At 73.3% G+C, this 26,927-nt stretch carries 28 protein-coding genes; 17 read left to right on the plus strand and 11 right to left on the minus strand.

From position 1 onward, the window contains the following. The 3 genes from VQ02_RS13200 to VQ02_RS13210 all read left to right on the plus strand — a co-directional run. Positions 1 to 346, plus strand: a 346-nt coding sequence (locus VQ02_RS13200) for a DNA translocase FtsK (RefSeq protein WP_048444665.1), incomplete at its 5' end; no start/stop codon positions are given. A gap of 148 nt (positions 347 to 494) precedes the next feature. Next, complete coding sequence (locus VQ02_RS13205) at positions 495 to 1,445, plus strand: outer-membrane lipoprotein carrier protein LolA (protein ID WP_048444666.1); 951 nt, start codon at positions 495 to 497, stop codon at positions 1,443 to 1,445. A gap of 29 nt (positions 1,446 to 1,474) precedes the next feature. Further along, positions 1,475 to 2,284 (plus strand): exodeoxyribonuclease III, encoded by an 810-nt coding sequence (locus tag VQ02_RS13210; RefSeq protein WP_048444667.1) that lies wholly within the window; start codon positions 1,475 to 1,477, stop codon positions 2,282 to 2,284. 639 nt (positions 2,285 to 2,923) lie between these two features. On the opposite strand, the gene VQ02_RS13215 is transcribed toward VQ02_RS13210, so the two are convergent. Further along, positions 2,924 to 3,472, minus strand: a complete 549-nt coding sequence (locus VQ02_RS13215) for a ferritin-like domain-containing protein (RefSeq protein WP_048444668.1) — start codon at positions 3,470 to 3,472, stop codon at positions 2,924 to 2,926. A 311-nt stretch (positions 3,473 to 3,783) separates the two neighbouring features. Between VQ02_RS13215 and rpsO the strand changes: the two genes are divergently transcribed. The 4 genes from rpsO to VQ02_RS13235 all read left to right on the plus strand — a co-directional run bounded on the left by rpsO (position 3,784) and on the right by VQ02_RS13235 (position 7,769). Continuing rightward, entirely contained in the window at positions 3,784 to 4,053 is a 270-nt protein-coding gene (rpsO, locus tag VQ02_RS13220) for a 30S ribosomal protein S15 (RefSeq protein WP_048444669.1), read from the plus strand. A 229-nt stretch (positions 4,054 to 4,282) separates the two neighbouring features. Then, a complete protein-coding gene (gene pnp, locus VQ02_RS13225; protein ID WP_048444717.1) occupies positions 4,283 to 6,454 on the plus strand; it encodes a polyribonucleotide nucleotidyltransferase in 2,172 nt (723 codons plus the stop codon). A gap of 343 nt (positions 6,455 to 6,797) precedes the next feature. Next, positions 6,798 to 7,436, plus strand: a complete 639-nt coding sequence (locus VQ02_RS13230; protein WP_048444670.1) for a glutathione S-transferase family protein — start codon at positions 6,798 to 6,800, stop codon at positions 7,434 to 7,436. Positions 7,437 to 7,526: 90 nt separating this feature from the next. Then, positions 7,527 to 7,769 carry a YgaP-like transmembrane domain gene (locus VQ02_RS13235; RefSeq protein WP_048444671.1) on the plus strand — a complete coding sequence of 81 codons (243 nt, stop codon included), beginning with the start codon at positions 7,527 to 7,529 and terminating at the stop codon, positions 7,767 to 7,769. 140 nt (positions 7,770 to 7,909) lie between these two features. On the opposite strand, the gene VQ02_RS13240 is transcribed toward VQ02_RS13235, so the two are convergent. Beyond that, the gene (locus VQ02_RS13240; protein ID WP_048444672.1) at positions 7,910 to 8,182 is read right to left on the minus strand and encodes a GlsB/YeaQ/YmgE family stress response membrane protein; all 273 of its coding nucleotides are present in this window, start codon (positions 8,180 to 8,182) and stop codon (positions 7,910 to 7,912) included. Positions 8,183 to 8,377: 195 nt separating this feature from the next. Here VQ02_RS13240 and VQ02_RS13245 point away from each other — a divergent pair, with 195 nt between their 5' ends. The 3 genes from VQ02_RS13245 to VQ02_RS13255 all read left to right on the plus strand — a co-directional run bounded on the left by VQ02_RS13245 (position 8,378) and on the right by VQ02_RS13255 (position 10,458). Further along, the gene (locus VQ02_RS13245) at positions 8,378 to 8,725 is read left to right on the plus strand and encodes a RidA family protein (RefSeq protein WP_048444673.1); all 348 of its coding nucleotides are present in this window, start codon (positions 8,378 to 8,380) and stop codon (positions 8,723 to 8,725) included. 2 nt (positions 8,726 to 8,727) lie between these two features. Beyond that, positions 8,728 to 9,858: a polyamine ABC transporter substrate-binding protein gene (locus VQ02_RS13250; protein WP_048444674.1), complete on the plus strand. Its 1,131-nt coding sequence runs from the start codon at positions 8,728 to 8,730 to the stop codon at positions 9,856 to 9,858. 105 nt (positions 9,859 to 9,963) lie between these two features. After that, positions 9,964 to 10,458, plus strand: a complete 495-nt coding sequence (locus tag VQ02_RS13255; protein ID WP_157080614.1) for a hypothetical protein — start codon at positions 9,964 to 9,966, stop codon at positions 10,456 to 10,458. A 42-nt stretch (positions 10,459 to 10,500) separates the two neighbouring features. On the opposite strand, the gene VQ02_RS13260 is transcribed toward VQ02_RS13255, so the two are convergent. After that, positions 10,501 to 10,908, minus strand: coding sequence for a DUF3597 domain-containing protein (locus tag VQ02_RS13260; protein WP_048444676.1), 408 nt, complete (start codon positions 10,906 to 10,908; stop codon positions 10,501 to 10,503). 288 nt (positions 10,909 to 11,196) lie between these two features. Between VQ02_RS13260 and VQ02_RS13265 the strand changes: the two genes are divergently transcribed. Further along, on the plus strand, positions 11,197 to 12,231 hold the full coding sequence (locus VQ02_RS13265) for an aromatic ring-hydroxylating oxygenase subunit alpha (RefSeq protein ID WP_083469195.1): 1,035 nt from the start codon (positions 11,197 to 11,199) through the stop codon (positions 12,229 to 12,231). A 125-nt stretch (positions 12,232 to 12,356) separates the two neighbouring features. Then, positions 12,357 to 12,863 carry a BLUF domain-containing protein gene (locus tag VQ02_RS34730; protein WP_053080357.1) on the plus strand — a complete coding sequence of 169 codons (507 nt, stop codon included), beginning with the start codon at positions 12,357 to 12,359 and terminating at the stop codon, positions 12,861 to 12,863. Positions 12,864 to 12,973: 110 nt separating this feature from the next. Here VQ02_RS34730 and VQ02_RS13275 read toward each other — a convergent pair whose 3' ends face one another. Next, on the minus strand, positions 12,974 to 14,050 hold the full coding sequence (locus tag VQ02_RS13275; protein ID WP_048444678.1) for a hydantoinase/oxoprolinase family protein: 1,077 nt from the start codon (positions 14,048 to 14,050) through the stop codon (positions 12,974 to 12,976). Positions 14,051 to 14,088: 38 nt separating this feature from the next. Between VQ02_RS13275 and VQ02_RS13280 the strand changes: the two genes are divergently transcribed. Continuing rightward, complete coding sequence (locus tag VQ02_RS13280) at positions 14,089 to 14,787, plus strand: HisA/HisF-related TIM barrel protein (RefSeq protein WP_048444679.1); 699 nt, start codon at positions 14,089 to 14,091, stop codon at positions 14,785 to 14,787. A 151-nt stretch (positions 14,788 to 14,938) separates the two neighbouring features. Here VQ02_RS13280 and fae read toward each other — a convergent pair whose 3' ends face one another. The 7 genes from fae to VQ02_RS13315 form a co-directional block, all read right to left on the minus strand. Further along, positions 14,939 to 15,454, minus strand: a complete 516-nt coding sequence (fae, locus tag VQ02_RS13285) for a formaldehyde-activating enzyme (protein WP_048444680.1) — start codon at positions 15,452 to 15,454, stop codon at positions 14,939 to 14,941. A 213-nt stretch (positions 15,455 to 15,667) separates the two neighbouring features. Further along, a complete protein-coding gene (locus VQ02_RS13290; protein WP_048444719.1) occupies positions 15,668 to 16,600 on the minus strand; it encodes a triphosphoribosyl-dephospho-CoA synthase in 933 nt (310 codons plus the stop codon). Further along, complete coding sequence (locus tag VQ02_RS13295; protein WP_048444681.1) at positions 16,600 to 17,520, minus strand: ATP-grasp domain-containing protein; 921 nt, start codon at positions 17,518 to 17,520, stop codon at positions 16,600 to 16,602. Before VQ02_RS13295 ends, VQ02_RS13290 begins: the two co-directional genes overlap by 1 nt. Before the next feature lie 20 nt (positions 17,521 to 17,540). Continuing rightward, positions 17,541 to 18,530, minus strand: a complete 990-nt coding sequence (gene mch, locus VQ02_RS13300; RefSeq protein ID WP_048444682.1) for a methenyltetrahydromethanopterin cyclohydrolase — start codon at positions 18,528 to 18,530, stop codon at positions 17,541 to 17,543. A gap of 175 nt (positions 18,531 to 18,705) precedes the next feature. After that, positions 18,706 to 19,899: an ATP-grasp domain-containing protein gene (locus VQ02_RS13305; protein WP_063838479.1), complete on the minus strand. Its 1,194-nt coding sequence runs from the start codon at positions 19,897 to 19,899 to the stop codon at positions 18,706 to 18,708. Positions 19,900 to 19,909: 10 nt separating this feature from the next. Next, on the minus strand, positions 19,910 to 20,809 hold the full coding sequence (locus tag VQ02_RS13310) for an NAD(P)-dependent methylenetetrahydromethanopterin dehydrogenase (protein ID WP_048444683.1): 900 nt from the start codon (positions 20,807 to 20,809) through the stop codon (positions 19,910 to 19,912). Positions 20,810 to 20,965: 156 nt separating this feature from the next. Next, positions 20,966 to 21,934, minus strand: coding sequence for a beta-ribofuranosylaminobenzene 5'-phosphate synthase family protein (locus tag VQ02_RS13315; protein ID WP_048444684.1), 969 nt, complete (start codon positions 21,932 to 21,934; stop codon positions 20,966 to 20,968). A gap of 305 nt (positions 21,935 to 22,239) precedes the next feature. Here VQ02_RS13315 and VQ02_RS13320 point away from each other — a divergent pair, with 305 nt between their 5' ends. Genes VQ02_RS13320 through VQ02_RS13335 form a run of 4 tightly spaced genes read left to right on the plus strand, consistent with a single transcriptional unit; the run spans position 22,240 to position 26,745 of the window. Then, complete coding sequence (locus VQ02_RS13320) at positions 22,240 to 23,397, plus strand: molybdopterin-binding domain-containing protein (RefSeq protein WP_063838480.1); 1,158 nt, start codon at positions 22,240 to 22,242, stop codon at positions 23,395 to 23,397. After that, complete coding sequence (locus tag VQ02_RS13325) at positions 23,391 to 25,031, plus strand: formylmethanofuran dehydrogenase subunit A (protein WP_048444685.1); 1,641 nt, start codon at positions 23,391 to 23,393, stop codon at positions 25,029 to 25,031. The genes VQ02_RS13320 and VQ02_RS13325 overlap by 7 nt, the downstream gene beginning before the upstream one ends. After that, a complete protein-coding gene (gene fhcD, locus VQ02_RS13330; protein WP_048444686.1) occupies positions 25,019 to 25,951 on the plus strand; it encodes a formylmethanofuran--tetrahydromethanopterin N-formyltransferase in 933 nt (310 codons plus the stop codon). Before VQ02_RS13325 ends, fhcD begins: the two co-directional genes overlap by 13 nt. Then, entirely contained in the window at positions 25,948 to 26,745 is a 798-nt protein-coding gene (locus VQ02_RS13335) for a formylmethanofuran dehydrogenase subunit C (protein ID WP_048444687.1), read from the plus strand. The genes fhcD and VQ02_RS13335 overlap by 4 nt, the downstream gene beginning before the upstream one ends. Positions 26,746 to 26,927 lie beyond the last annotated feature (182 nt).

The raw sequence follows: 26,927 nt of genomic DNA on the forward strand, positions 1-26,927 counted from the left end.
GGTGGTGGCCCACCTCAAGCGGCAGGGCCGCCCCTCCTACCTCGACGCCGTCACGGCGGACGAGGAGGCCGAGGAGGCGGCAGCCGCGCCGGACACCCCGGTCATGGACCAAGGCGGCTTCGGCGACCCGACGGCCGACCTGTACGACCAGGCGGTGGCGGTGGTGCTGCGGGACAAGAAGGCATCGACGAGCTACATCCAGCGCCGGCTGCAGATCGGCTACAACCGGGCGGCGTCGCTGATGGAGCGGATGGAGCGCGAGGGCATCGTCGGCCCCGCCAACCACGCCGGAAAACGCGAGATCCTGATCGAGCCCGCGCCCCAGCCCGGAGGGGACGAGGCGTGAGCGGCCCCGCCGTCGCATATTCGCCACAGGGGGCGGCTCTATGGCGGGAGCGGCCCCTCGCGGCACACCGTCGTTCCGGGCCGGCGCGGCGTCGGCGTGCCGGCGCGGGCCCGTCCCTCCCCGTTCGCCCACACGGAGAACCCTGCCGATGAACGGCCGTCCCCGCTCCGGCCCGCTCCGCGCGGTGTCCCTCGGCGCCGCGCTCTCGGTCGCCGCCCTCGCGGTGCCGGCCGTGCTCGCCGCCTCGCCGGCGCAGGCGCAGGTGTCGTCGTTTCTCGACGGCCTGTTCGGCCGCAAGGACCCGGCCCAAGAGGCGCAGCAGGCGCCGCAGCCGGAGGCCGCCCCGGCGCCGGCCGGTCCCTCCACCGCCAAGGCGCCCCTGCCGCCGCGCCGGCCGTCCTCCCTCGGCGGCGGCAAGGCCGCGCCGGAGCCCGTCGAGACCGCGGCCGTCCCGGCCCCGACCGAGGCAGGGCGGCCGGCCCAGCAGGTTGCCGCCGTCACTCCTGCCGCGGCGGTCGACCCCGCCAACCCGGCGGCGGTGATCGAGCGCGCCAACGCCTACTTCAACGGCGTCTCGACGCTGACCGGCAACTTCGTCCAGATCGGTGCCGACGGGCGCAAGATCGGCGGCAAGCTCTACCTCGCCAAGCCCGGCCGCCTGCGCTTCGACTACGACCAGCCCTCGACCCTTGAGGTGATCGCCGACGGCACGTCGGTGGCGGTGCGCGACCGCAAGCTCGCCACCCAGGACCTCTACTTCATCTCGCAGACGCCGCTGAAATTCCTGCTGCGCGAGAAGATCGACCTCGCCCGCGACCTCACCGTCACCGACGTCGCGGCCGAGCCCGGCGGCATCCGCATCGTCCTCGACGACCGCTCGACGCTCGGCGGCACCTCCCGCATCGCGCTCTACTTCGACGACGCGATGAAGACCCTGAGCCAGTGGCGGATCACCGACCCGCAGGGCTACCAGACCACCGTGCTGCTCTCCAACCTCCAGCGCGGCCGCGCGGTCGACGGCATGATGTTCGTCATCAATTACGGCCGGGCGGTCGACAAGGAGCTCGAGGCCAAGATGCAGCAGGCCCGCCCCAACTGATCACTTTCGAGTTCGCGAGTACCCGACCGTTGCGCCTCACCGTCAGCACCTGGAACATCAACTCGGTCCGCCTGCGCATCGACCTCGTGCGCCGCTTCCTCGACGAGGCGAAGCCCGACGTGCTCTGCCTCCAGGAGACCAAGTGCCCGGACGACCGCTTCCCGCTGAAGGAGCTGCAGGGCTTCGGCTACCCGCACGTCGTCTTCGCCGGGCAGAAGGGCTATAACGGCGTCGCGATCCTCTCGCGCCTGCCCCTCGTCACCCGCGACGTGATGAGCTTCTGCGAGCGCCAGGACGCGCGCCACATCTCGGCGGTGCTCGGGCCCGAGGCCGGGCCTGCGGCCGGCATCGTGCTGCACGACTTCTACGTCCCGGCCGGCGGCGACGTGCCGGATCCCAAGCTCAACGACAAGTTCGCCCACAAGCTCTCCTTCATGGACGAGCTGCGCGCCTGGGGCGGCCGGCGCCCTTCCGGCCCGGCGATCCTCGTCGGTGACCTCAACGTGGCGCCGCTCGAGCACGACGTCTGGTCGCACAAGCAGCTCCTCGACGTGGTCAGCCACACCCCGATCGAGACCGAGCGCCTCGAGACCCTGCGGGGCGAGGCCGGCTGGATCGACACGATGCGCCACCTGCGCCCGCCGCCGGAGAAGATCTACACTTGGTGGAGCTACCGCTCCCCCGACTGGGCCGCCGCCGACAAGGGCCGGCGCCTCGACCACATCTGGGTCACCCCGGACCTCGCCGGCACCGTGAAGGCGGTGACGGTCGCGCGGCACACGCGCGCCTGGGAGAAGCCGTCGGACCACGTGCCGGTCACGGTGGAGCTGGAGCTGTAGGGCCGGCACTCGCACTCGGGCGTGTCCCGGCGGTGCCGCTCCCGCCTGTGAGCAGATCTCCGGCTCGGCGCGGCGGGATCGCGGCCGGGATGGTGCGGCGGCGGGAGCCTTCGGCGTCCCGTCCCGGTTAGTCTCCGGGCTGCGATCGTCATCTGCATCCGCGCAGCCTCCTCTGAAACGGAGACTGGGCGTCGGCATGCCGCTGATCGCAACGACCTCCATCCTCGTGATGATGAGCGCGATGACACGGGGAGTGCCGGCCGACGCGCGGTGATAGCCCCGCCTCCGCGGTGCTGGTCGGCAATGGCCTGCCCGACGGGATCGTCGCTGGTCCGAGCGCGAGCCTGAGACCGAGAGGACCGTCCCCCCTCGTCGACCGCGGCGCAGGACCGGCTGCGTGCCGGGGTCACAGCTTATCGAGCCGGGAAGCATGATCTCGCCCTCGCCGCACTGAACGCCCGCGCTGGAGAAAAAGGATAGCTTCGTGGCAGCCCGCAAGAAGGCCGAGGCCGCTGCCGGGACGGCCTCCGCGGCCGGGTTCGAAGCATCCAGGCCGTAGCCGCCCGGCGCCCGACATACGGGTCGTACGCCGCGAAGCCGCCGGGCGCGACCGTCGCAACCCGGCGGCTCGCCGCGCTCCTACCGGTCGGCCTTCTGACCCTGGACCTCGCGGGCGACGTAGCCCTTCGTCACCGGCACGATCTGCTTGAACACCGCCTCGGCCATGCGCTCCTCTTCCCGAAGCGAGAGGCGCAAGGGCTCGATGTCCCGGCTGTGGCCGGCCTCCTCGGCCAGCGCGATCAGCGAGGTGTAGGCGGCGATCTCGTAGGTCTCGACCGAGTAGTCGGTGTAGAGGTTCTTCAGCACCTCGTCGCTCGTCACGCTGTGGACCAGGGCCGCGACGTTGCCCACCGTCTGGGTCACCACGTCCTTGAGCAGCGAGCGGTCCTCGCCGTGGCCGTGCAGCAGGTCGGAGAGGCGGGTGACCTGCTGGTCGGTCTCGCTCTTGTGCAGCCGCAGGGCCTGGGACAGCTCGGGGTAGTGCTCGTAGCGCTCGATCTGGCGCTGGATCATCTGCGCCGCCTGCTTCTCCAGGGCGTGCGTGTTGCGCAATGCCGTGATGTAGATCGACTGCACGGTCTCGTTGGTGGCCGTGCCGGTCTTGTCCGCGGTCGCGGTGGTCGTCATCGAGAAACCTCGTGGGGTGGTGAATGGCCGTCAAACCACGCGGGGGTATCCTGGGTTCGACCTCGGCTGTTCTCGGGGAGATCGGCGCGGGCGTGACGAAACCGCGCGTTGCGGACAGGGCCGATGAGGAGTGGCAAGGCCCGGCGGATCGTGTATAGGGTCCGGCACCCTCGCCCGCATACGGCGAGGTTTTTCGCCTTGGCAGACCGCGCTGGACGACATCCCGGCCCGGCCGAGCCTCGCGCGGGAGGCGGCCTCCCTCTCATGGAGCCGCGCACCTGATGAACCTGTAGCACCTGAAAGGACACGCGATGTCGATCACGGCGGAGCGCAAGACCGCGCTCATCAAGGAACACGCCCGCGGCGGCAGCGACACCGGCTCGCCGGAGGTGCAGGTCGCGATCCTCACCGAGCGGATCCAGAACCTCACCGGGCACTTCAAGACCCACACCAAGGACAACCACTCGCGCCGCGGCCTGCTCAAGCTGGTGTCGCAGCGCCGGTCGCTCCTCGACTACCTGAAGCGCAAGGACGAGGCGCGCTACCGCGCCCTCATCGAGCGCCTCGGCATCCGCCGCTAAGGCGGGTTTCACGCGGTTCGGGCACCGGTCCGGGCCGCGTTTTGCGAAGGAGCCCGAGGTTTCTTCGTCCCGGGTGGGCCGGAATGGGTCCGGCCGCCCCACTCTGCCGGGACCCGCGAGGAACGCGGGCCGCGACCGCCAGGGCAGGATCGCCGGTGGCTTCTCCTCGGAGCCCCTCGCCGTCTTGCGCTGGCGCCGCCCTCCCGGACCGCAGGAAGGCATGACGAACATGTTCGACGTTCAACGCGAAGAGCTGCTGTGGGGCGGGCGCAAGCTCGTGCTCGAGACCGGCAAGGTCGCCCGCCAGGCCGATGGTGCCGTGGTGGCCACCTACGGCGAGACCTCGGTTCTCGCCACCGTGGTGTCGATGAAGGAGCCGAAGCCCGGCATCGACTTCCTGCCGCTCACGGTCAACTACCAGGAGCGCACCTACGCCGCCGGCCGCATCCCGGGCGGCTACTTCAAGCGCGAGGGCCGTCCCTCCGAGAAGGAGACCCTGGTCTCCCGCCTGATCGACCGGCCGATCCGCCCCCTCTTCGTCGAGGGCTGGCGCAACGACACCCAGGTCGTCGTCACTGTGCTCTCGCACGACCTCGAGACCGATCCCGACATCCTCGCCATGGTGGCGGCTTCGGCGGCCCTGACCCTCTCGGGCGTGCCGTTCATGGGCCCGATCGGGGCTGCCCGCGTCGGCTACGTCGGCGGCCAGTACAAGCTCAACCCGCCCATTCAGGAGATGGAGGGCTCGACCCTCGACCTCGTCGTCGCCGGCACCCAGGACGCCGTGCTGATGGTCGAGTCCGAGGCGAAGGAACTGCCCGAGGATGTGATGCTCGGGGCCGTGATGTTCGGCCACAAGCACTTCCAGCCGGTCATCGAGGCGATCATCCGCCTGGCCGAGAAGGCCGCCAAGGAGCCCCGCGCCTTCCAGCCGGCGGACAATTCCGAGGTCGAGAAGGCCGTGCTCGAGGTCGGCGAGGCCGACCTGCGCGAGGCCTACAAGAAGACGGTCAAGCAGGAGCGCTACGCCGCCGTCGACGCCGTGAAGGCGAAGGTGATGGCCGCGCTGGCCCCGGCCGAGGGCGAGGCTCGCTTCGAGGCCGAGAAGGTCAAGGCCGCCTTCAAGGAGGCCCAGTCGAAGGTGGTCCGCTGGAACATCCTCGACACCGGCTCCCGCATCGACGGCCGCGACGTGAAGACCGTGCGCCCGATCGTCTCCGAGGTCGGCGTGCTGCCCCGCACCCACGGCTCGGCGCTGTTCACCCGCGGCGAGACCCAGGCGCTGGTGGTGGCGACGCTGGGCACCGGCGATGACGAGCAGTTCATCGACGCGCTCGAGGGCACCTACAAGGAGACGTTCCTCCTTCACTACAACTTCCCGCCCTATTCGGTGGGCGAGACCGGCCGCATGGGCTCGCCCGGCCGCCGCGAGATCGGCCACGGCAAGCTCGCCTGGCGCGCCGTGCACCCGCTGCTGCCGCCGGCCCACGAGTTCCCCTACACGATCCGCGTCGTGTCGGAGATCACCGAGTCGAACGGCTCGTCCTCAATGGCCTCGGTCTGCGGCGCCTCGCTGTCGCTGATGGATGCGGGCGTGCCGCTGCGCCGTCCGGTGGCCGGCATCGCCATGGGCCTCATCCTCGAGGGTGAGCGCTACGCCGTGCTGTCCGACATCCTCGGCGACGAGGACCACCTCGGCGACATGGACTTCAAGGTGGCCGGCACGGAGGAGGGCATCACCTCGCTCCAGATGGACATCAAGATCGCCGGCATCACCGAGGAGATCATGCGCGTGGCCCTCGCCCAGGCGAAGGACGGCCGCGCCCACATCCTCGTCGAGATGGCCAAGGCCCTGACCGCGGCCCGGCCCGAGCTCGGCGAGCACGCGCCGCGCATCGAGACGATGCAGATCCCGACCGACAAGATCCGGGAAGTGATCGGCACCGGCGGCAAGGTGATCCGCGAGATCGTCGAGAAGACCGGCGCCAAGATCGACATTCAGGACACCGGCGTCGTCAAGATCGCCTCGTCCGACGGCAAGGCGATCAAGGCCGCCTACAACTGGATCCGCTCGATCGTGGCGGAGGCCGAGCCCGGCATGATCTACGAGGGCACGGTCGTGAAGACGATGGAGTTCGGCGCCTTCGTCAACTTCTTCGGCGCCAAGGACGGCCTCGTCCACATCTCGGAGCTCGCGCCCCAGCGCGTCGCCAAGGTCACCGACGTGGTGAAGGAAGGCGACAAGGTGAAGGTGAAGTTCCTCGGCCAGGACGAGCGCGGCAAGATCCGCCTCTCGATGAAGGTCGTCGACCAGGAGACCGGCGAGGACATCACCGAGAAGCTGAAGGCCCAGCGCGACGCCGACCGCACCCGCGAGAAGCAGTCCCGCGCCGGCGAGTGATCGCCCGATGCGAGGGGTGGAGGCCTGACGGGTCTCCGCCGCGATGAGAGGGAAGCGCGGCCCTTCGGGGCCGCGCTTTTTTCATGTGCGCCGGTCGCATCGACCGCGGCGAGAGCGGAGCGCATCCGGCCGCCGCGGAACGCGGCGGCTGGATGTGAGGCTGCCCGTCGTCCCGGGGCGACGCAGAGCAACCCAGGTGACGGGCCGCTGAAGACATAGTTCGTCGCGCAGACCGGGATCCTGTCCGCTCGGCGGCGTCGAACCCGCCCGCCTTCCCGACCGCGCCCGCCTCTGCTTCAAGGTCTCCGCGGGCGCCGATGATTCGCCCGCCGGGAGACAGCGCATGAGCGACGAACTCGTCTTCTACACCCACCCGATGTCCCGCGGCCGCATCGTCCGCTGGATGCTGGAGGAGGTCGGGGCGTCCTACCGCACCGAGGTCGTCGGGTACGGACCGGCGATGAAGGAGGCGGCCTACCGGGCGATCAATCCCCTCGGCAAGGTGCCGGCCCTGCGCCACCACGGCGTCACCGTGACCGAGACGGCGGCGATCTGCGCCTACCTGGCGGATGCGTTCCCGGAGGCCGGTCTCGCCCCGGGCCTGAGCGACCCCCAGCGCGGCGCCTATTACCGCTGGCTGTTCTTCGGTGCCGGGCCGGTCGAGGCGGCGGTGACCAACAAGGCCCTCGGCGTCGTGGTGCCGGACGATCCGCGGATGCGCGGCATGGTCGGGTACGGCAGCCTGGCCGAGGTTCTCGATGCCCTTGAGGGCGCCGTCTCGGCGGCCGAGTACCTCGCCGGTGGGCGCTTCTCGGCCGCCGACCTCTATGTCGGCGCGCACCTGATGTGGGGGATGCAGTTCGGCTCGATCGAGCGGCGCCCGGCTTACGAGGCCTACGTGGCGCGCCTCGCCGACCGCCCGGCGGCCGTGCGGGCACGGGAGATCGACGACCGCCTGCTCGCCGAGTCGGCCGAGGCCTGAGGACGGGACCGGCAGGGAACGTCCGGCTCCCGCCCGCGTTCGCACCGCGACGCAGCGGAAACACCCGCGCTTTAGCCTGACGGAGATCCCATGGCCAGCGACCTGATCCACGACGTGTTCAGCGGCGAGCGCAACCTGACCACCAAGGAGCGCGCCATCTCGGTCGTGCTCGGCCTCGGCCTCGCCGCCGCGGCGGCGCAGCCGCGGCCGAACAAGTTCCTGAGCCTCGCGGCCCTGGTCGCCGGCTCGCTCCTGGCGATCCGCGGGGCCACCGGCCACTGTGCCGCCAAGTCGCTGATGAACCAGGGCTCGCACGAGCCGGCGCGCATCTGACCTGAATGACCGGGGCGCCCGCGCGGGCGCCCCGGTCCCGAGCCTTGGGTCGAGCGCAAACAGAAGGCCCGCGCCGGCATCCCGGCGCGGGCCTTCTCTCGTCCGCGGGTGAGCCGGCGGACGCCGCCGGCTCGGGAAACTCAGAGGGCCGTGCTGCGGCGGCGGCCCTGGATGAAGCCCCAGATGGCCAGCACGATGATCGCGCCGACGACCGAGGCGATCAGCCCCGCGCCCTGGTTCGGGCTGTACCAGCCGGTGACCTGGCCGAGGAACGTCGCCACGAAGGCGCCGACGATGCCGAGAAGCGTCGTCATGATGAAGCCGCTCGGCTCGTTCGCCGAGCCGGGCATGATGAACTTGGCGATGACACCGGCGACGAAGCCGATGATGATGGTCCACAGGATCTCAAGCATGGGTGCTGCCCTTCGGCTCCGCTTAGCTGAGGGTCAAACGCGCGGGTCGGGCCGTGGTTGCGCAGGACGTGCGACCCGCGCGGGACTCGCGCTCCGCGCCCGCCTCTTCCGGCGCGCCGCGACAGCCCTTTACGCGACCCCAAGTTCGGCGGCACAAGGCGCCGGAGCGCTCAAACTCGGCTCAAGGAGTTCCCGATGACCATCACGCGTTTCGAGACCGGCACCCGGATGAGCCAGGCGGTGGTCCATGGCGGCACCGCCTACCTGGCCGGCCAGGTCTCCGATGCCGAGGGCGTCGAGGCGCAGACCAAGGACATCCTGGGCCAGATCGACGCCCTGCTCGCGAGCGTCGGCAGCGACAAGACCCGGCTCCTCTCGGCCACCATCTACCTTGCCGACATGTCGACCTTCGCGGAGATGAACCGGGCCTGGGACGGCTGGGTCGCGGCCGGCCACGCCCCCGCCCGGGCCACCGTCGAGGCGAAGCTCGCCGGCCCGCAATACCGCGTCGAGATCTCGGTCATCGCCGCGACCGGGGCCTGACGATGACGCTCCTCCGGCGCGGGTTCCTGCGGGCGGCCGCCCGCCTCTTCGCCCTCGCGGCGGGGCCTGTGGCCCTCGCGGCGGGGCCTGCGGGCGCGGCCGCGCCGGAGCGGGTCGTCAACATCTACAACTGGTCGGATTATATCGACCCCAAGATGCTCGACGCCTTCACGCGCGAGACCGGCATCCGGGTCGTGTACGACACCTACGACACCAACGAGATCGTCGAGACCAAGCTGCTCGCCGGCCGCTCCGGCTACGACATCGTGGTGCCGTCCGGCCCGTTCCTGCAGCGCCTGATCAAGGCCGGCGCCTTCCAGCCCCTCGACAAGGGCAAGCTGCCGAACCTCAAGCACGCCTGGCCCGAGGTGACGGCGCGGCTCGCGGCCTACGACCCGGGCAACGTCTACGCCGTCGACTACATGTGGGGCACCACCGGCATCGGGGTGAACACCGCGCTGGTGCGCGCGCGCTTGGGGGCCAACCAGCCGCTCAACACCTGGGACATCGTCCTGCGCCCGGAGCTGGTCGCCAAGCTCAAGGATTGCGGCGTCACGATGCTGGACTCGCCGGAGGACATTTTTCCGAGCGTGCTCCAGGCCCTCGGCCTCAAGCCGGACTCCCGGCGCGTCGACGACCTCGACAGGGCGGGCGATGCCTTGTTCCGCATCCGCGGCGCGGTGCAGAAGTTCCACTCCTCCGAGTACATCAACCAGCTCGCCAACGGCGACGTCTGCCTCTCGGTCGGCTATTCCGGCGACGTGCTGCAGGCCCGCCGGCGGGCCCGGGAGGCGAAGAGCGACGTCGACATCGCCTACTACATCCCGCAGCAGGGCGCCCTGATGTGGTTCGACGCCTTCGCGATCCCGAAGGACGCGCCGCATCCGGCGGAGGCCCACGCCTTCATCGACTTCATGATGCGGCCCGAGGTGGCGGCGGCCAACACCAACTTCGTCGCCTATGCGAGCGGCAACCTCGCGGCGAAGGCCCTGGTGCGCCCCGAGATCCTCTCCGACCCCGGCATCTACCCGGACGAGGCCACCTTCCGCCGGCTGTTCACCAACACCGCCTACGACGACCGCACCCAGCGGGTGGTGACCCGGCTCTGGACCCGCGTGCGCACGGGGCGCTGACGCCGGCGCGGCCATGGCCAAGCTTAGGCCAAACGGCCGCTACAGCCGCGACGGCGCCTGTGCTACTTACGTTGAATGGGCTATCCCTGCGCACCCGTTCTGCTGATGCTCCGGACCGCGGGGGAGGCGGTGGCCCCGCTGGCTGGCCAGCTGGCGGCCAAGGGCTACGACGTCGTCGACGCCGTGGGGGCGGATCTGAGCCCGGCGCTGACCGCCCCCGGGTTCGGCCTGCCGGTGGTCGACATGGCGCTGGTGAGCGCGGGCCTGTCCGCCTCGCCGGACCTGCCCGGGATCGCGGCGCGGCTGCGGGAATCCTGGCCCGGCCTGACGCTGGTGCGCCTGCCCGATGCCGGGCCCGGCTTCGACCTGCCCGCCCTCCCGGGGGATCTGAGCCTCGACGAGATCTGCGAGCAGCTGGACGAGATCGTGCTAGAGACGGCCCGGATCCGCACCGACGCCGACAGGCTGCGGCGGGAGGCCCACGCGCTCACCATCCAGGTGCGGCTGACGCGCGGCGGGCTCGAGGACGCCGTCGCCGACGCGCGGCGCCTCCTGGCCGAAGCCCGGCAACCGGCCGGGCAGGACCATGGCCGGCCGTGAGGACGGCCCGCCCCTTCGCGGGCGGGCCGAGCATCTGCAGTCTTAATCCTTGAGGTCGGCCGGCACCTTGCCGCCGTTCTCCTCGAGCTTGCGGATGACCTGCTTGTGCAGCCACACGTTCATGGTGGCGGAATCCTCGGTGTCGCCGCTGTAGTTCAGCTCCTTCGCCAGCTCCTTGCGGGCCGACAGGCTGCTGTCGAGGTGGAGCAGCTTCATCAGGTCGACGATGGAGGTGCGCCAGTTCAGCGGCTGCCCGGCCTTGGCGGCGAGGTCGTTGAGCACCGCCTCGACGTCGACCTTGCCGTCGACCTTCGGCACCGTGCTGTCTGCCGCACCCTTGTCGCCGCCCGCGGGCGCGCCGGTCGTCGTCTCGCCAGGCGTCTGTGCCTGAGCTTCGCCGCCGCCGAAGGGGTGCAGGATCTTGCCAACAATCGTCCCGAGCAGGCTCATTGTATCATCCTCCGTCATGGGGCCCAGCGTGGGGCCTTTCGAGGCTCCGGCCGCAGCGTGACTCTGGGGCGTGCTCGCCCTGCGGCATGTTCGCCACGGTAACGAACGGTCCCGCTCGGTGTTCCTCACGGGTATCGTCAGGCCGCGCGGCATCCCGGCCCGGCGCCGGGACGTGCGGCAAAGGCGAGCGTTGCGCCCCGCCGGATTGCAACGCGATCGGGCGCTGCTCTAAGGACTGGCGCCGGCCGGAATGGACCCGGGCCGATGAGGTGGGACCGCGGGACAGGCATGACAGGGGATCCGATCCGCCGGGCGCTCGACGACGTCTGGTACTGCGTCGGCGAGAGCCGCAGCGTCCGGCCCGGGGGGATGCGGTCCGTGAGCCTCGGCGAGGAGGCCGTGGTGGTCGGGCGCGAGGAGACGGGGGCGCTCTTCGCCCTGCGCGACCGCTGCCCCCACCGCGGCATGGCCCTCTCGGCCGGGCGCATGGTCGACGGCAACCTCGTCTGCCCGTTCCACGGCTGGCAGTTCCGGCCCGACGGCGTCTGCGCGGCGATCCCCGCCCTCGCCCGCCGGGACGACGCCAACTTCGCCTCGGTCCGCCTCGCCCGCTTCGCGGTGGCGGAGAAGTCCGGCCTGATCTGGGTGAATGCGGGCCGCGATCCGGACGGCGCGCCGCCGATCCCGGAGGTCGATTTCGCCTATTGCGGCCAGCTGGTCGAGATCCTGGAGGTCGAGGCCTCGTTCGACCTCGTGGCGCTCAGCTTCGTCGACCCGGCCCACGTCGCCTACGTGCACGATTCCTGGTGGTGGCGCCCGTCGAAGACGATGAAGGAGAAGGTGAAGCACTTCGCGCCCTCGCCCTTCGGCTTCACCATGACGAGCCACACGGCGAAGACCGCCTCCCTCGCCTACCGCCTGCTCGGCTCGATCCCGGAGGTCGAGATCGAGTTCCGTCTGCCGGGCGTGCGACTCGAGCGCATCACCGCCGGCGAGAAGCGCCTCGCCAACTACACCTTCGCCTCGCCCCTCGCCAACGGCCGCACCGCGCTCATCAACGCGATGTACTGGAACATCCCGGCGCTCAACCTGCTGAAGCCCGTCGCCCGGCCGCTGATGCGCCAGTTCCTGGGCCAGGACCGGGACGTGCTCCAGATCGCGCAGCGCGGCCTCGACCGGAAGCCCGCGATGGTGCTGATGGGCGAGAGCGACGTACAGTCGCAATGGTACTTCAGCCTCAAGCGCGAGTTCCTGCGCGCCCGGGAGGCCGGCTCCGCCTTCGTCAATCCCCTCGAGCCGCGGGAGCTGCGCTGGCGCAGTTGACGCTGGATCGTGATTGCCATCCTGAGTGGCATTCCTTCCACGAAATTGCTCCGGCTGCTCATCCGGGCGCTATCGCAGCCCGCACCGATTGGCCTATACAGTGTGATCTGCCCCCGGAGATTCGGATGTCGAGGGACATCTTCCGCATCATCTACAAGAGCACCGCCGCGCATCGGACGGAGGTGATGCTGGGGCAAGGCCACGTCGCCGACCTGCTCGCCACCGCCCGGCAGCGTAACCAGGCGGCCGATGTCTCCGGCGTGCTGGTCTATACCGGGCTCGGCTTCTTCCAGGTGCTGGAGGGGGCCCGGACCGCGGTGCAGCCGATCTTCGAATCGATCCTGGTCGACCGGCGCCATCACACCCTGGCGGTGATCGAGATGGACTTCGCGGCCGAGCGCCGCTTCCCCGGCTGGAGCATGGGTTTCCTCGGTACCACCCGGGAGCTGGACGACCGGCTCAACGGCGCGGATCTCGGGCCGTCCGGCGGGCCCGAAGTCCTCGATCAGCTCCTGCGCCGGACCCTGCTCCTCCTCGTCGACAGCCCGATCAGCATGCCGTGGCTCGGCGCGCGCGCGGCGCTCGACGACGGCCTCGGGGGACCTGGTCCCTCAGCAGCGCGGCACTCCTGAGCCGGTCCCGCAAGAGGGCTTATCGGCCGGCAGCACAGGGGACGTCCGCAGCGCCGCCCCGTTCGGGATCGTCCGCCGGACGCGGAGCGGGGCGACGCCCGCCGCCGAGGTCACTGCGGCGCGGTGACGGGTGGGGCCGCCGCCAGCAGGCCCACGGCGACCGCCGGTCCGCAGGTCGAGGCGAAGGCCGTCGCCTCGGGGGCGAGGCGCGGCGCGATCAGGCCCGTCAGGTCCTCGGCGGTGCGCCCGAGGCGTGCGGCGAGCCGGGCGGCGACGAAGCGGCCTGCGCCGCAGACCGCCAGGGGGGCGTCCTCCGGCAGGTCGCCGCGGGAGAGGATCAGCCCGGCGGCGTCGTGCAGCAGGCGCAGCTGGGCCTCGGCGAAGTGGCCGGCGAGGCGGATCCAGTCGGGGCCGGCGCCCTCGTGGCGGTCGCGGCCGATCATCCGGGCGAGGCGGATCTCTGTCTCGTGCGTCGACTTGCCCTTCAGGTCGGCGGTGTCCTGCTGGTCCTCCACCTCCGGCAGCAGGCCGAGCAGCCGGTAGGCGTCGGCGGTGGTGGCGAAGCACTCGGCCATCAGCGCGGTGCGCCGGCCGCGGAACGGGGCGCTCCGGCCGAGCGCCAGGAGCGGCGTGCGCACTACGCCGGTATAGACCAGCTCGCCGGTCTCCAGCCGCTCGGCGTCGCTGTAGCCGAGGGCGCGGGGCCGGCCGTCGATGATCGGGATCAGGTCGGCGGTGGTCGAGCCGATGTCGACGAGGAGGGCCGCCGGCCGCGCGAGGCCGACCAGGCAGGCGGTGGCGTGCCAATTGGCGCTGGCGACGTCCGCGGCGTGCGCCGCCGCGGCCTCGGGCGCCACGAAGCCGGAGCGCCCGGCATAGATCGCGACCGCGCCGGGCAGGTGCCCGGCGGCCCAGGCGGCGAGCTGGGCCACGCCCGCGGCGCGGTCCGGGAAGCAGTCGGTCAGTTCGCCGGTCATCGTCACGGCGTGGCGGGCGGGCTCCCGGGCCCAGCCCGGCAGGGCCGCGAGCGTCGCGTCGAGGGCCGGCAGGCCGTTCCAGAGCGGGCACGGCGCCTGCACCACTGCCTGGACCCGCCCGTCCTCCACCAGGGCCGCCTTGACATGGACCCCGCCGAGGTCCCAGCCGATGACGCGACGGAGCGGAGCGGAGGGATGGGCATGGGTCACGGTCGGGTCTCGGTCGCTGCACGTCGGGGCGGGGTGGCATGAGCGCCCCTCCGTCCGCAACCCGGACCGAGGTGGTGCCGGTCCTCGACCTGCGCGGCGGCGTCGTGGTGCGGGCCCGGGCCGGCGAGCGCGAGCGCTACGCGCCGATCGTCACGCCGCTCAGCCCCGGCGCCGCCCCCGCCGACGTGGCCCGCGGCCTCCTCTCCGCCTGGCCGGCGCGCCGGCTCTACGTCGCGGATCTCGACGCGATCGTGGACGGGACGCCGCCCGACCTCGCCGCCATGCGGGCGATCGCGGCGGCCTGCCCGGGGGTGGAGCTGTGGGTCGATGCGGGCTTCTCCACGCAGGCCGGCGTCGACGCCTTCCTGGCCGCCGGCCTCGGCCGGCCGGTGCTCGGCAGCGAGAGCCAGGCCGACGAGACCCTGGTGCGCCGGCTCGCGGGCCGGGCGGTGCTCTCCCTCGACAGCCGGGACGGCCTGCCCCTCGGGCCCGCCTCCCTGCACGAGGACGCCTCGACCTGGCCGCCGGAGGTGATCGTGATGACGCTCGCGCGGGTCGGCAGCGGTGCGGGGCCGGACCTCGCGGGCCTGCGCGCCCTCAAGGCACGGGCGCCGGACATCGCCTTCTACGCCGCCGGCGGCCTGCGCGGGCCCGAGGACCTGCCGGCGCTCGCCGCGGCGGGGGCTGCCGGGGTGCTGGTCGCGAGCGCGATCCACGACGGGCGGCTGCGGGCCTGAAACACGGGAAAGGGAGGGCCCGGGCGGGCCCTCCCGATCGCGATGGTCAGCGTCCGAGGAAGATGGAGGCCAGTCGCTGGAACAGCCCCTGCGGCGGAGGCGGCGGGGGCGGCGGAGGAGGCGCCGCTGACTGTTCCGGACGGTTTCCTGTCTAGGCGACGTTGGCCGCGAAGGGGTGCTGCGCGGTCTTGTACTGCTGCGTGACCTCGGCGGCGGTCGGCGAGCCCTTGATGGCGCGCTGAATCGACAGCTTCGTGGCCTCGTAGTTGTACTTCTCGATCTTGGCGTCGTCCGCGGCTTCCCAGTGGATGAACACGCCGACCAGGATGTAGAGGTCGTCGGCCTCGCTGGCCGGGATGATGCCCTCGGCGACGCAATCCTGCACCGCCTTGGCCACGGCGTGCTGGGCGGGGCCGAACATCTGGACGGCCTGGCGGGCGTCGTTGATGGTGACCTTGTTGAACAGCAGGGTGTTCGGCTTGCAGGGCAGGTTCGGCGCCACCACCGCGAGCAGGCTGGTGAAGCCGTGCTTGTTGTTGGTCAGGCTGTTGCAGAACGCCGTCTCGGCGGCGCTGCCGCGCGGGCCGATGATCAGGTCGATATGCGCCACCTCGTTACCGTCGCCGACGAGGGCCTCGCCCACCATCACCTTATTGATCGTCGCCATGTGGGGTTTCTCCCAGGTGTCGATAAGGTTAGCCGACCGCCCGAACAATGCGGATCGACCCCGCCATCCTTGTTGTCGGCGTTCAGCGGGAGGCCGAACCGGTTGACCGGATAGCGGCCGGACCCTACAGCGCCGCTGAACCGTGAACAAGCCGGCCAAGCCGGTACAATGGTCCATTTCGGGCCCGGCGCCCGAAGGAAAGCCGTACCGAGACTAAGACTTATTGGCGGGTTGCGCGGGATCGGGCCCTGCTCCGGCCTTCAGGCCGCCGATCGCGTCGAGAAACAGGGTCGCCACCGTGAGGTCGGCGCTGGTGCCGGGGTTGAGGCCCGCGGCCTTCAGGGCGGCGTCGTGGGCGAGCAGGACCGCCCGCGCGCCCTCGCCGAGGGCGAGCCCGCCCAGGGCGGCCTCGGCCTCCGCCCGCACCGCCTCGGCCGCGGCGGCGCCGAACTTGCGGACGATGTGGCTGTCGGGGAAGCCCGCCAGGAAGGCGAGGTGCACTGCCGTGGTGGTCCAGGGCTCGGTGAGGCCCCGGGCGCGCGCCGCCGCGAGGGCGGAGAGGCCGGTCTCGAACAGGTCGGCGAAGCCGGTGACGTAGGCCCGGGCGATGCGGTCGCGCTCCGCCGCCTCCGCCATCGCGGCGAGGAGCGGCGGCGGCGGTCCCTCCGCCGTGACGTCGTGGCGCGCGGCCCGGCCGAGGCCGCCGGGGCTGGCGAGGCGGATCGCCGCGTAGATCCCGGCCGCATCCGTGGTGTCGAGCCCCGCCAGCACCGCGGCCAGGGCCGGGCGCAGGGGGCCGGGCCGCTCCGCCGCGGCCGCGAGCGGCGCGCAGAGGAGCACGATGCCGAGATTGGTGTTCTGGCCGATGCCGACCCGGGTGGCGGCGACCGCGCCTTCCGCCCGCGCCCCGACCCGGGCGCCGGCCGCGGCGATGTGGGGCGCGGAGAGGACCGCGCTCGCCTCGAAATCCGCCACCGTCATCCGGTGCCCGGCGGCGTGGACGTGGACGTTGCCGGGCTTGATCGCCGCCAGCTCCGCCCGGCAGGCCGCGAGGTAGGCCGCGGCGATCGCCTCCGGGCCGAGCGCCGGTTCGCCAGGAGACACCGGCGCCTCGGGCGGCGGCACCGGCGCCTCGGGCGGCGGCATCATGGCGGGCCGCCGGCGGCCACGAGCCGAGGCGGATGCCCGGCCCGCACCGCCGCCAGGAAGCCGGCCGCGACCTCCCGGGCGATGTCGACCGGGGTGACCTGCTGCAGGCCCGACCAGGCCGGCATGCTGTTGACCTCCAGCACCAGGAAGCCGCCCTCCCCGTCCTCGACGAGGTCGACGCCGGTATAGCCGCAGCCGACCGCCGCGGCGGCCTCCTCGGCGAGCGCGGCGGCCCGGGCCGGCGGGCGCCAGGGCAGCGGCCGGCCGCCCCGGTGGACGTTGGTGATCCAGCCGTCGCCCTCGCGGATCATCCCGGCGACCGCCCGGCCGGCGCAGACGAAGATCCGGTAGTCCTGCCACGCCGCGTCGCGCCGGGCGACGTAGCGCTGGAGGTAGTAGACCCGGCCGACCAGCTCCTCGGGCGGCAGCTCCTCGGGCCGGACGATGAGCTGGAGGCCCTCCCCCTGCGAGCCGAACAGGGGCTTCAGCACCAGTGGCCGGCCAGGCGCCGCCTCCCGGGCCACGACCTCGGCGGCGGCGTCGCGGCGCGAGAGCACGAAGGTCTCCGGCGTCGGGATGCGGCGGCGCGCCAGCAGCAGGCTCGTCATCGCCTTGTCGACCGAGCGCTCGATGGCGGTCGGTCCGTTCCACACCACGGTGCCGGCGGCCACGAGGGCGTGCAGGGCGCCGAGCCGCATCGTCGTGGCCTCGAAGGTGCCGCCCGCGATGGTGCGCAGCAGCACCCCGTCCGGCAGCCCGCCGCCGAAGCCCGGCACCCGCAGGGGCTCGTCGTGGCCGGTCTCGACCGTGACCTCGGCCAGCGAGAACAGCACCGGCGCGGCGCCGAGATCCGTCAAGGCGGCGAGGAGCCGGGCCTTGTGCCAGGCGCCGTTATCGGCCGCGAGCCCGATCCGCATGGGTGACCTCAAGGGGCGGCTCAGGCGAAGGAGCGCGCCACCAGCTCCGGCACCAGCCGGCCGGCCCGGTGGCTGTGGCCGGAGCGGAGCGAGGTCACCACCACCTCGGCCGGGCTGAACAGGTGCTTGTCGATAGCGTAGAAGTCGCCGTTGAAGCGGGAAAAAATCTCCGCGAAGGGCGCGCCGTGGTCGCGCGAGGTGGTGCTCGGCAGCGCCTCGGCCAGCCCCTTGGCGTCGGCATCGTCGGCCTCGACGAAGAGCTGCACCCGCCCGCCGTAGATGATCGCGTCGTTGGTGCGGCCCATGGCCTGGATGAAGTCCGGGTGCGGCGGGCTCAAGGGCGCCGCCCCGAGGCCGTCGACGATCGCGCCGAGATCGAACCCGACCGAGTGCGCCTTGTGCAGGGCGACCTCCAGCACCCGGGCGACCACCTGGGTCGCACCGGCGAGGCTCTGGGTCGGGGCGTACACGAAGGTGACGTCGGCCGGGCGGACGCCCGCGGCGGCCGCCACCTTGGCGGTGACGGAGGGCGGCGGCGGGCTGCCCGATTCGAGCACCAGGACGATGCGGTCGGCGGGGTCGCGGTAGGCCAGCTCCTCGAACAGGTGCTCCGTCCCGGCGGCCGCCCGGCCGGGGCCGGACCCGAGGGCGAAGAAGCCCGAGCCGCCCTCCTCGTCGGCCAGGTTCCAGCCGGCATACTGGCTGCCGAGGCAGGCCAGCACCGGGTCGGTGCTGTGCACGGTCACGGTGAAGGGCCAGGCCTCGAGGGGCCCGGCGGGTCCGACCGTGACGGTGCCGAGGCCGCCGAGGCAGATCTCGGCGATGCGCCGCCCGGCCTCGATTGAGCCCCGCGCCTGCGCCCCGGCATCGATCAGCCGCGAGCCGTCCGCCGCCCGCGTCACGCCGAGGCGCAGGCGGACCGCCTCGGCGGCCAGGGCCTCGACCAGGGGAGCGGCGAGCGCGTTCACGCTCGGGCGCTGCGGGACGGCGGACGCGGAGGCTGCACTCATCGGGTTACTCCCTCGGGCCAAGTCGGGGCGGGTGGCTCCCCGGGGCAGGCGGACAGATCGGTCGGGGGCCTCTGCGGGCCCGTCTTGCTCTCTCTTGCGAGTGCGGCGCGGGACCCCCTCTCCCGCGGGCGCCGTCGCAGTCACACAACGCCGCACGGCCCGATGTGCCTCTCTGCTAGCCCACACAGGAGAGAGGATCCTGCGAGACTTTGCCGAGGGTGAAGGGGTGGCCGGCGAGAGCCCGTGCGGTGTCGGCCGGCCCCTCCTCCAACCTCGCCCGCAGGGCCTTGGCCCGCAATGCGACGGCGCGCCGGGCCGAACGCGCATCCGGTCCCCCGGCCAGCACCGTGCAGACCGGCGCGCCGGCCTCGACGCGACTTCCCGCGGCGGGCCGGTCCATCGCCCAGTCGGGCCAGTCGAGGAGCGGCACCGCGGGGATCGCCGGGCCGGCATAGAGGATCTCGCTCGCGGCGGCGCCCTGCGGCAGGGCCGAGGTGTTCGGCAATCGGCCGGAACTCGCCGCGACGTGGGCGGAAAAGAGCGGTGCGGGCCCGCGGTCGAGCACGTCCAGGGTGGCGCCCGGGCGCGGATTGACCTCGAGGAGCCACCAGCGCTCGCCATCGACCAGGAGGTCGGCGCTCACGAGGCCCCGCAGCCCCGTCGTCGCGACGAGGCCGGCGAGCGCCCGCTCGGCACCACATTGCACCGCCGCCGGCAGCGTGCCCGGCCCGGCGGCGCCGGCGTAGCGGAACGGCCGGCCGGGCCCGGGGGCCGCCCACTGCTCCGTCACCGCCAGCACGGCGACCGTTCGGCCGTCCGCGAGGGCGTTGAGCGAGCGCGGCAGGCCCGGCACGCGGCGCTGGAGATAGGCGCCCGCCGGGAGCCGGCCCGGGGTGGCCGGGCGGATGTGGCCGCCGCCCGAGGCGCCGCGCCACTTCGCCAGCCAGGCCTGCGGGTCGGGCACCGGCGCCAGGGCGATCTCCGGGTGCGGGATGCCGAGGCGTCCGCACAGGGCCGCGAAGCCGACCGGATCCTTCAGGGCGGCGACCGCCTCCGGCGCGGCTCCGAGCAGGCGGTGACGCCCGGCGAGGCGCCACATCAGGCCGGGCGCCCCCTCGAACCCGGAGCCGAGGACGAGGCCGACGGGAGCGCCCGCCTCCGCGGCGAGGGCGGCGAGCGCCGCCTCCACGGCCCGGGCCCCCAGGCCGGTGCCGAGGCGGCCCGGCACGCGGCGGTAGCCCTCCGCGAGGGCGCGGGTGTCCTCGTCGCCGAACAGGTCGGCGACGAAGGGGCGGTAGCCCGCCCGCCGGGCCGCGGCGGCCAGCGCCCGGCCCGACTGCGCCGCGATCAGCACCGCCTCGCCGGTCATGCCCGCCTCGTCACGCCTGGCCGGTGATCTCGACGGCGAGCCGGTAGGCCTCGCGGAAGTCGAGGACGAGGGGCTGGTCGGCCTGGAGCAGGCGGCGGAAGAGCCCAGCCTGGGTCTTGTACTTCACGTTGCCGACGGCGAGGGCCCCGATGCCGACGCCTCGCCCGCCCGGCAGGGGCGCGGCGTCGGCGTGGACGTCGATCCCGGCGATGCCGGCCGGCGGCACGGCGTTGACGTCCGAGGCGACGAGGAGGCGTCCGGCTTGGCCCAGATCCTCCGCGTCCAGGACCTGCACGCCCGCGGCGGCGGCGGCGAGAATCACCTCGGCCTCCCGGGCGGCGGCGACGCGGCCCGCCGCGCTGGCGCCGTCCGCGGCCTCGACCGTGACCCCGAACCGCGCCCGCATGCCCTCGGCGATCGCCGCCACCCGCTCGCGGCCGTCGTAGCCGACGAGGACCGGGTGTGCGCCCTCCAGCGCGGCGATCACCGCGGCGCAGTAGGCGACGACGCCGGTGCCGCCGAAGATCGTGACGCGCTTGGCCTCGAGCCCCTCGCCGAACGTGTCGCGCAGCGCCTTGCGCACGCAGGCCACCATGGCGGCCCCTGTGGTGAAGGAGCCGGACGGATCGGCGAAGACGTGGTTCCGGAACGGCGGCACGAAGGCGCCGGTCGCCTCGTCCACCATGTCGAGGGCGGCCTCGGCGTTCTTGCCGCCGATGAAGATCGCCGTGCGGGTGCCGTGCTCCGGCGCGCGCGAGAAGATCGAGTCCTGGACGAGGGGCACCACCTCGCCGGGCAAGACCCCCGTATAGGTCGCCACGACGTCGAAGCCCGCGTCCACGGCCATGTTTACGTCGAACGGGCTCATGTGCTTGAGCGGCGTCAGCATGTGCAGGATCGACCGGGCCATCCGAACCTCCTCCGCAGCGGCGAACGCGACGCCCGCTCCACGGCACCCCGCGGCGCGACGGCGCGCGGGTGCCGTCCTGCTTGTAAGCCCGCCGGCTCCGCCTGTGTCCTGTACGTTGGTGCCAGTCAGCCGGCTTACGCCGGTGGTGGGCAGGGATCAGGCGACGTCGGCGCCGCGGTTGCGCCCGCGGGCGATGCGGTAGGCGAGGTTAGGGTGGCGGGTGCGAAGCCGCGCGACCAGCAGCTCGGCCTCCTCCGCGTCGCCGGTGAGGGCGAAGCCGGTGGGTCCCCAGGAGCTCTGGCCGAAGCCGGCGACGCCGGCCTCCTCCACGCTGGCGAGGGCCGCCGCCACCGCCGCGCTGGCGTAGCGTCCGCCCTGGTGGGGCGCGAAGTAGTCGCCGATCCGGCGCTGGATCGCCGTGATGCCGGCGCCGAACGGCGCGAGATCCGCGGCGACCGCCGCCGGCAGCACCTGCATCAGCACCGTGCGGCAGATCTCGGCCGCCTCCGCGGCGGGGAAGCGGGGCAGCTCCCGGAAGGCGCGGCGCTCCTCGGCCCCGTGCACGCCGGTGCGGCCGGCATCGAGGATCAGCACCACCCGCCAGGCCTCCGGGAAGGGCAGCCGCGAGATCACCGGCGGGGCCGCGTCGCTCTCATCCCGGCCGCCGTCGACGATCAGGCCGCCGGTGACGAAGGCCGCGAGCCCGACGCCGGAGCGGTTGCCGCGGTCGAGGGCGTCCGCGAAGGCCGCCGGGGAGAACGGGGCGCCGTGGAGGGCGGCGAGGGCCGCCGCCACCGAGAGGGCGAGCTGCGTGCCCGAGCCGAAGCCCGCATGGGCCGGAATCGCCTCGGCGAGGTGAAAGGCCCCGGCCTCCGGCACCCCGAGGTGGCGGGCCGCGAGGGCCGCATAGGTCCGCACCCGCTCCAGCTCGGCGGCGATGCCGGGGCCGTCCGCCCCCGTGACCCGCAGGGTGTCGGCGCGGGCGGCCGTGAGGTCGATGCCCGGCGCGTCGAGTCCGAGGCCGATGCTGCCGAAGCGCCGTCCGAGCCCGCCATGCAGATCGAGGAAGCCGAAATGCAGCCGGGCCGGGGCACGCACCCGCACCTCCGCCCACGCCGTCCCCATCCCGTGCGCCAAACCGGCCTCGCTTCCTGCCCCGGTGCCGCGGCTCTCGCGGGGCCGCCCGATCGTCGGCGGATTCTTCCACATCGCCCGCCGGCTGGGCAACTCGGGGTCGGCGGATATTTGCCGGCCCCGGCCAGGCTCTGTGCAAGGCGGGGATCCGGCCCCGTGCCGCATCCCCGCGCCGGCCGCGGGCCGGACTTTCGGGGGACTTGCATGCCTGGGCGCCCGGATGCGACCGTCCCGGCTGCAACGACCGGACGCGTCCGGCACCGGGCCTGCGGGCCGGTCAAAGTGAGCGAGGGCGGATGACGGCCTGGATCGACGGGCAGGCGGCGGACCGGAACGAGGCGGTCGCGGCGGCGGCCGCGCTGCTGGCAGGCGCGCGCAGCCCCCTGATCGCCGGTCTCTGCGCCGAGGTGGCGGCGGTGCAGGCGGCGTTCGACCTCGCCCGCGCCATCGGCGCATCCCTCGATCCCGCCGCGGGCGCGGCCCTCTACGACGATCTCGGGGCCCTCGCCGCCGGCGGCGCCATGACCACCACGCCGGCCGAGGCGCGGGGCCGGGCCGACCTGGTGCTGGCGCTCGGGCGCGCCCCCTGGGAATCCGGCCTGATGCGCGACCTGGCGGCGGAGGGCCCCGGCCGCGGCCGGGCGGCCGGGCGGCCGCGCGCGCTCCTCTCCCTCGGCGGGCCCGGTGACGGCGCCATCCAGCACGTCGCCTACCCGGTGGACGAGGCCGGGCTTCCGGCTGCGGTCGGCCTGCTGCGCGGCCTCGTCGCCGGTCGCATCGCCGGCACCCATCCCCTCGCCGATCTCTCGGTGCGCCTGCGCGAGGCCCTCTACGGCGTCGTGCTGTACGACCCCGCCGAGACCGGCGCCCTCGGGGCCGAGATGCTGAACGGCCTCGTCAAGGACCTGAACGAGTCCACCCGCTGCTTCGCCCTGCCCCTCGGAGATCCCCACCAGGGCCGGGCGGTGGCGCAGGTCTCGGCCTGGAGCACGGGCCAGGGGCCGCGGGTCGGCTTCGGCCGCGGCACCCCCGAGCACGATCCCTGGCGCTTCGATGCGCAGCGCCAGGTCGCCGCCGGGGAGGTCGACGCCGCTCTCTGGCTCGCCTCCCTGCCGGCCCCCCTGCCCGCCTGGACGCGCACCCTGCCGACCGTGGCGCTCCTCGGGACGCCCAAGGGCGGGGAGATCGGCGGCGACGCGGCGCGGATCGTCATCGGCGTCGGCGTGCCGGGCGAGGCGTTCGGCGCCGCGCTCTGGCACCCGCGCCGCGCCGCCATCGCGTGGCAGGACCCCGCGCCCGGAGCCGAGCCCCAGGCGCTGCCGCCCGCCGCCGCGATCCTCGCCGATCTCCTGGCCCGCCTCACCGCGCCAGCGACCGGCGGGCCGGCGAGCCCGCCGGCCGCACGGTCGGCGGATGAGCCGACCGCACAACCGGAGAGCCCCGCCTCATGCTGACCCGCATCGCCGGCGGCCGGGTGATCGACCCGACCACCGGGCGCGACGCCATCGGCGACGTCTGGATCGAGGACGGCCGGATCACCGGCCCGTCCGACCGCGCGCCCGATCGCACCATCGACGCCGCCGCCTGCGTCGTGATGGCGGGGGGCGTCGAGGTCCATTCCCACATCGCCGGCGGCAACGTGGTGCTGGCGCGCCTGCTCCTGCCGGAGCTGGGCCTGTCCGAGCCCGACACCCCGAACCCGCACGGCTCCGGCCGCGACGTCGGCCTCCTCTACGCGCGGATGGGCTACACCACCGCGGTCGAGCCGGCGATGCCGCCGGTCAACGCGCTCGCGACCCAGCTCGAACTCGCCGAGATCCCGCTCCTCGACCGGGGCGGCCTGTGCGTGATGGGCAACGACGACCACCTGCTCCAGCTTCTGCGCGACCGGGCGGGGAGAGATGCGGTGCGCGACCTCGTCGCCCTCAACCTCGCGACCTCGCGGGCGCTCGGCGTCAAGGTCATCAACGCCGGCGGCGCCGAGGCCTTCAAGGACGGGGCGGTGCGCTTCGGCCTCGACGACGAGGTGCCGGCCTACGGGCTGACCTCGCGGACGATCCTGAGCGGCCTGCTCGACGCCGTCGAGGCGCTCAAGGTGCCCCACCCGCTCCACGTCCATTGCAGCAATCTCGGCCTGCCGGGGGCCGACGACAGCCTGATCGAGACCCTGGAGGCGGCCGAAGGCCGGCGCATCCACTTCGCCCACGCCCAGTTCTACGCCTACGCGGCGGTCGACCGGGAGAATCCGCTGACCGGCGGCTTCGCCTCGGCGGCGCCGCGCATCGCCGAGGCGTTGCGCCGCCATCCCAACGCCACCCTCGACGTCGGCCAGGTGGTGTTCGGCCAGACCGCGACCATCTCCCTCGACATCCTGCGCCAGTTCTCCGGCCGCAAGGCGGCGAGCCCGCGGAAGTGGATCGTCAATGCCGGCGACGCCGAGGGCGGCGGCATCGTGCCGTTCCGCTACCGCGACCGCGGCCCGACCTCCGCGCTGCAATTCGCCATCGGGCTCGAGCTGATGCTGCTCTCGCCGGATCCGGAGCGCACCATCCTGACCACCGACCACCCGAACGGCGGGCCCTTCACCGCCTATCCGCGCATCCTCCACCTGCTGATGGACAAGGAGGCCCGCGACCGGGAACTCGCCTCCCATCCGAAGGTCGCGGTCGAGCGCTCCGGACTCGCCGGCATCGCGCGCGAGTACACGCTCTCGGAGGTGGCGCAGCTCACCCGCTCCGGCCCGGCGAAGCTCCTCGGCCTTGACGACCGCGGCCACCTGCGCCCCGGCGCCAGGGCCGACGTCGCGATCTACCGCGACCAGCCCGACCGGACCGCGATGTTCGCCCGCGCCCACCGGGTGCTCAAGGACGGCGCGGTGATCGTCGAGGACGGCGAGGTCGTGGCCTGGCCCCGCGGCCGCACGCTGCAGCTCGCGGTCGAGGCCGATGCCGACATGGCGCGGCGGACCGACGCCTACCTCCAGGGCCGCTTCGGCGCCGGCCTGTCGAGCTTCTCCGTGCCGGACGCGGCCTTCCCGGGGCGCCGAGGATCCGAGCCAGTGTTCGAGGCGGTCGCATGCCGGACCTGATCCTTCACGGCATCCGGGTCGAGGACACCTTCGCGGAGGCCTTCGACATGGCCGGCACCGCCCTGGTGCTGACCGCCGGGACGGCCGAATGGGCGATGATCGCCGCCGTCACCATGACGGGCTTCGCCACCTCGGTGATCGGCTGCGGCGCCGAGGCCGGCATCGACGCCGTGCTCTCCCCCGACGAGACCCCGGACGGGCGCCCCGGCGTGCGCGTGCTGCTGTTCGGCTTCGATGCCGGCGGTCTCAAGGACCAGCTCCTGCGCCGGGTCGGGCAGTGCGTGCTCACCTCGCCCGGCAGCGCGGTCTATGCCGGCATTTCCTGGGACGATCCGCACGCCGGCAAGGCGCTCAAGCTCGGCGGGGCGATCCGCTACTTCGGCGACGGTTTTTCCGTGGCCAAGCGCGTCGCCGGCCGGCGCTACTGGCGCACGCCGGTGATGGACGGCGAATTCCTGTGCGAGCACTCCGTGCCGACGATCGAGGGCGCGGTCGGCGGCGGCAACCTGCTCTTCCTCGGCCGGCGCTTTCCCGACACCCTGCGGGTGGCCGAGATCGCGGTCGCGGCGGCGCGCAGCGTGCCGGACGTGATCCTGCCCTTCCCGGGCGGCGTGGTGCGCTCCGGGTCCAAGGTCGGCGGGCGCACCAAGGGCATGATGGCCTCGACCAACGACGCCTACTGCCCGACCCTGAAGGGCCGGGCCGGCTCGGCCCTGCCGCCGGAGGTCGACGTGGTGCTGGAGATCGTCATCGACGGGCTCTCCGCCGGCGCGGTTGCGGCGGCGATGCGGGCGGCGCTCCACGCCTCCACGGAGGCCGGGGCCGAGCTCGGCCTCGTCGCGGTCACGGCGGGCAATTACGGCGGCAATCTCGGCCGTCACCACTTCCACCTCCGGGACCTGCTCGGGGCCGCCGCATGAGCACCCTCACCCTGCGCGAGGCGCCGCCGGAGCGCCTGGACCTCGGCGGCCTCCATCCGGCGGCGCTGGCGGGCCTGTCGGAGACGGAGGTTGCCCGCCTGCCGGTCGGCACCAGCCGGCGCGGCCTCACCCTCGGCGACTGCTTCAAGGTCAGTCTCGACGGGTCGGACGAGCTGCGGATCGTCGGCGCCACCGAGCGCCTCGACCGGGTCGGGGCCGGCCTCGGCGCCGGGCGGATCGTGGTCGAGGGCGATGTCGGCCAGCGCCTCGGCGCCGGCATGCGAGGGGGCAGCCTCACGGTCAGCGGTTCCGCCGGGCCCTTCGCCGGCACGGCGGCCCGGGGCGGCACGATCCGCATCGCCGGAGACGCCGCGGAGAGCGCCGGCGGCGCGGTCCACGGGGCGCAGGCCGGGCTCGACGGGGCGACCCTGCTGATCGGCGGGGTCGCGGGCGACCGCCTCGGCAACCGGATGCGCGCCGGCCTGATCGTGGCGAAGCGCGCCGGCACCCACGCCGGTGCCCGCATGATCGCCGGTACCATCGTGGCGGAGGAGATCGGCGACCATCCGGGTTACGGCATGCGCCGCGGCACCCTGATCGCCGCCCGCCACGGCGCCCTGCTGCCGACCTTCGCCGAGACCGGCCGCCAGGACCTCGTCGTCCTGCGCCTCCTGGCGAGATCCCTGGAGGGCTTGTCGCCGGAGGCGGCGGCGCTCCTGCGCGCGCGCCAGCGCCGGTACTCGGGCGACCTCGCGACCTTGGGCAAGGGGGAGCTGTTCACCCCGGCGGGGTGAGCGGGTGACGCCTGGACGGTCCGGTTCGTCGACGGTGGTGAATCCTCCATCGTCAGCCCGGGGCCGCGCAGCGGAACCCGGGATCCATCACCGCTGAGGATGCAGGATGAAGCGGAACGCGGACCGCCTCGTTCTCCGATGCCAGCAGTGACGGATCCGGGGTTCTTCGCCTTCGGCGAGCC

Source organism: Methylobacterium variabile (assembly GCF_001043975.1).
In the GTDB taxonomy this organism is placed as follows: domain Bacteria; phylum Pseudomonadota; class Alphaproteobacteria; order Rhizobiales; family Beijerinckiaceae; genus Methylobacterium; species Methylobacterium variabile.